Below are 3,378 nucleotides of genomic sequence, written 5' to 3'. Positions count from 1 at the left end.
TATATTGCAAGGCAGGATATACTACCAGGTCAGAAGGTAAAGGAAGGCAGAAATATCAGAGTATTTTTAAGTAAGGGGCCAGTGGTGGCTTCAATGCCGGCTGTTGAAGGAGAGCCTCTCGATAAGGCAGAGCTCATTCTGTCTAAGGCAGGGCTCAGGACAGGCAGGGTCAGCAGGGTACATTCAGATACTGTTGGAAAAGATATGGTAATCGCCCAGCGTCCTCAGACAGGGGAACCCGGAGGGGGCATGGTAAGCCTCCTTGTCAGTCTCGGGCCTTATGAGGTATCTTACAAATGTCCGTCTTTTACTGATAGATCACTTGAAGATGCAAGGGCTTTAGCACAGAGACTTGGGCTCAGGTTATCAGAAAAAGGCAAAGGGGATAAAATTCTCTCCCAGAAACCTAATGCCGGAAGCGTTATAAAAAAGGGAGCTACCGTAGAGGTCACTATTGGTGAGGAAACAAAAGAGTGGTAATATTTCAGGAGGTTTTATGGTTAAGATAGCTCCTTCTATTCTTTCTGCGGATTTTTCAAGGCTTGGCGAGGAAGTAAAAAAGGCTGTAAAGGCCGGCGCGGATTTAATCCACATCGATGTTATGGATGGGCATTTTGTCCCCAATATCACTGTTGGCCCCCTTGTGGTTGAGGCTTTGAGAAAGATTACATCTCTCCCCCTCGACGTCCATCTGATGATTGAGGAACCAGACAGATTTATAATGCCTTTTGTTAAGGCAGGAGCCGATATTATTACCATCCACTCAGAGGCGTCTGTTCATCTGCACAGGAGTATCCACTGGATCAGGGAAAGCGGTAAAAAGGCAGGAGTTTCCCTTAATCCCGCCACTCCGCTCAGCAGCCTTGATTTTATTCTGCCGGATGTTGATTTAGTATTGCTGATGTCAGTAAATCCTGGCTTTGGCGGCCAGGGATTTATACCACAGGTCATTGGCAAGATAAAGAGGCTTAAGGAGATAATAGAGGATGCAGGTTACAGGATTGAAATAGAGGTTGATGGAGGAGTCAATGTAGATAATGTCAGGGAGATAGCTATGGCTGGCGCTGACATATTAGTAATGGGGTCTGCTTTTTTTAATTCAGAGGACTATACGGAAATTGTAAAAGCGGTCAGGAGAAAGGTTGGTACTTGATCAAGAGTTTTTCAGGGAGGCAGAGAAGAAGAGGGCGTCAGCAAAATATGGCGAGGCACTTAAATTATACAAAAAGGCCCTCAGGGGTTTCAAAAGAAAAGCTGATATTGATGGTATTGTCGACTGCTACCTTTGCCTCGGTGATACATTAAGGGCAACAGGCGATTTTACAATAGCCATATCTTATTATCAGAAAGCCCTCGAGATTGCACAGGCTATTGGCGATAAAACATCTGAAGCAGACGCCCTTTCAGGCATGGCGCTCTCTGTCAGGGCACTTGGAAGATGGAAGGATGCCCTCGACATTATATTTAAGGCAAGAAAACTATATAAAAACCTGAAGGATAAAGAAGGGGTTGCATTTTCCCTGTGGGCTGAGGGTGGCACTTTAAGGATAAGGGGCGACCTGAGGTCTGCAATCAAACGCTTTCAGAGCGCACTTGTTATTTATCAGCATCTTAAAAACAGGGCAGGGGCAGGTTATTGTTACTGTGGCCTTGGAGGCTCCAGCAGGGTTGCAGGAAATTTTAATGATTCAGAGAAGTATTACAAGAAGGCCAATGAGACCTTCAGGGATATAAAAGACCGCTTTGGCCTTGCCTATTCTTACTGTGGCATTGGAAATGCAAAAAGAATGAGGGAAGACTATAAAGAGGCCATCTCATATTTTAAAAAGGCCACGGCCCTCTATAAAAAAATAGGTGACAATGTTAGCTATGCCTATACACTCTGGAGTCTCGGCACAAGTTACAAGATGCTCGGGGACATTGAGAAGGCCCTGGAGAAATTTAAAGTGGCAGATTCCTTTTTTAAAAAAACAAAAGACCCCAGGGGGCAGATTTACTGCATCCTTGCTTCAGGAGAATTGCAATACCTTTCAAATCCCCCCTCGCCCCCCTTTTCTAAAGGGGGGATGGAGGGATTATCTTCATCTGTAAGGGCTTTCTCAAGGGCTTTCAACCTTGCCCGTGCTTATGGCTTTAAGATTGAGGAGGGTTATGCAAAGAAACTCCTCAATGCTGCCCGATCCGAGAGGGGCTTCCCATTCAACTTCCCATGAGTTCTCGAGGATTCAAAAGGCCGTGACCCGTAATGCGTAATGAGTAATGTGCAAAATAAATACACATAACGCATCACGCATTACTCATTACGATTTACCCTTCCTAAAAATAGACATTGACATCCTTTAATCCTCCCTCTCCCTTGATGGGAGAGGGCTGGGGTGAGGGTGTGGGTCCTTTATAGTCCTTGAAATATAAATGGCTATTTGTTAGTATGAAAAATGTGAGGGAGAAGGCCTTGGAAGGATTAACAAAAGCCAGCATTCTAAACAGGACAATAGCGAAGACCATTGATTTTATTATTGTTGGCGCTTTACTTGAAACGATTCCAAAGGTCGGCTATTTTGCAGGCCTGACCTATCTTCTCATATGTGATGGCCTTTTCGATGGTAGAAGTATTGGCAAGCGCCTTATAGGGCTTAAGGTTGTCAATCCTGAGGCCATGAGTGCATGCGGCTTCAGGGAGTCAATAATCAGGAATTTCCCTTTTGCTGTGGGATACATCTTGATGGTGATACCATTGATAGGTTTTATCTTCCCGGCGATAATTTTAACCCTTGAGGGGCTCCTTATGATTGGCAGCAGTACGGGTATGAGGCTCGGAGACGAGCTGGCAAAGACCCAGGTTATTGAAGAAAAAACAGTTAAGCAGGAAAACAGGACTGAAAAGATAATAGAAGGAGGGTAAATGTTTCTCAATAAAATTCTTGGATTATTTTCAAATGACCTTGCTGTAGACCTTGGCACTGCAAATACCCTTGTTTTTGTTAAAGGTAAAGGCATTGTGTGTAACGAACCTTCTGTCGTTGCTGTACAGAAAGACACGAACAGGGTTATAGCTGTTGGAGCTGAGGCCAAGAAGATGTTTGGTAAGACGCCGATGAATATAGTTGCAATGAGACCGATGAAGGATGGAGTTATCGCAGACTTTGACAAGACAGGTGAGATGCTTCGATACTTCATAAGAAAGGTACATAACAGGAAGAGCTTTATTTCGCCGAGGGTTGTAATCGGAGTTCCTTCTGGAATAACACAGGTTGAGCAGAGGGCTGTAAAGGATGCTGTACAGGCTTCTGGCGCGAGAGAGGTCTATCTTATAGAAGAGCCCATGGCTGCGGCATTGGGTGTGGGACTTCCTATTGGAGAACCTACAGGCAACATGAT

Annotated in this window: 5 protein-coding genes; all 5 read left to right on the top strand. The window is 44.8% G+C overall.

Annotated elements, in window-relative coordinates:
• Positions 1 to 93 precede the first annotated feature (93 nt).
• Positions 94 to 480, top strand: a complete 387-nt coding sequence (locus tag HZC12_05305; protein ID MBI5026140.1) for a PASTA domain-containing protein — start codon at positions 94 to 96, stop codon at positions 478 to 480.
• Positions 481 to 496: 16 nt separating this feature from the next.
• Positions 497 to 1,153 carry a ribulose-phosphate 3-epimerase gene (locus HZC12_05300; protein MBI5026139.1) on the top strand — a complete coding sequence of 219 codons (657 nt, stop codon included), beginning with the start codon at positions 497 to 499 and terminating at the stop codon, positions 1,151 to 1,153.
• On the top strand, positions 1,143 to 2,213 hold the full coding sequence (locus HZC12_05295) for a tetratricopeptide repeat protein (GenBank protein ID MBI5026138.1): 1,071 nt from the start codon (positions 1,143 to 1,145) through the stop codon (positions 2,211 to 2,213). Before HZC12_05300 ends, HZC12_05295 begins: the two co-directional genes overlap by 11 nt.
• A 239-nt stretch (positions 2,214 to 2,452) precedes the next feature.
• Entirely contained in the window at positions 2,453 to 2,902 is a 450-nt protein-coding gene (locus HZC12_05290; protein ID MBI5026137.1) for an RDD family protein, read from the top strand.
• Positions 2,903 to 3,378 (top strand): rod shape-determining protein (locus tag HZC12_05285; GenBank protein MBI5026136.1); only part of this gene is annotated, 476 nt, incomplete at its 3' end.

Source organism: Nitrospirota bacterium, from assembly GCA_016214385.1.
Classification (GTDB): Bacteria; Nitrospirota; Thermodesulfovibrionia; order UBA6902; family JACROP01; genus JACROP01.
Note: the sequence above shows the minus strand (reverse complement) of the source record. Positions and strands in the feature narration are given on the sequence as shown.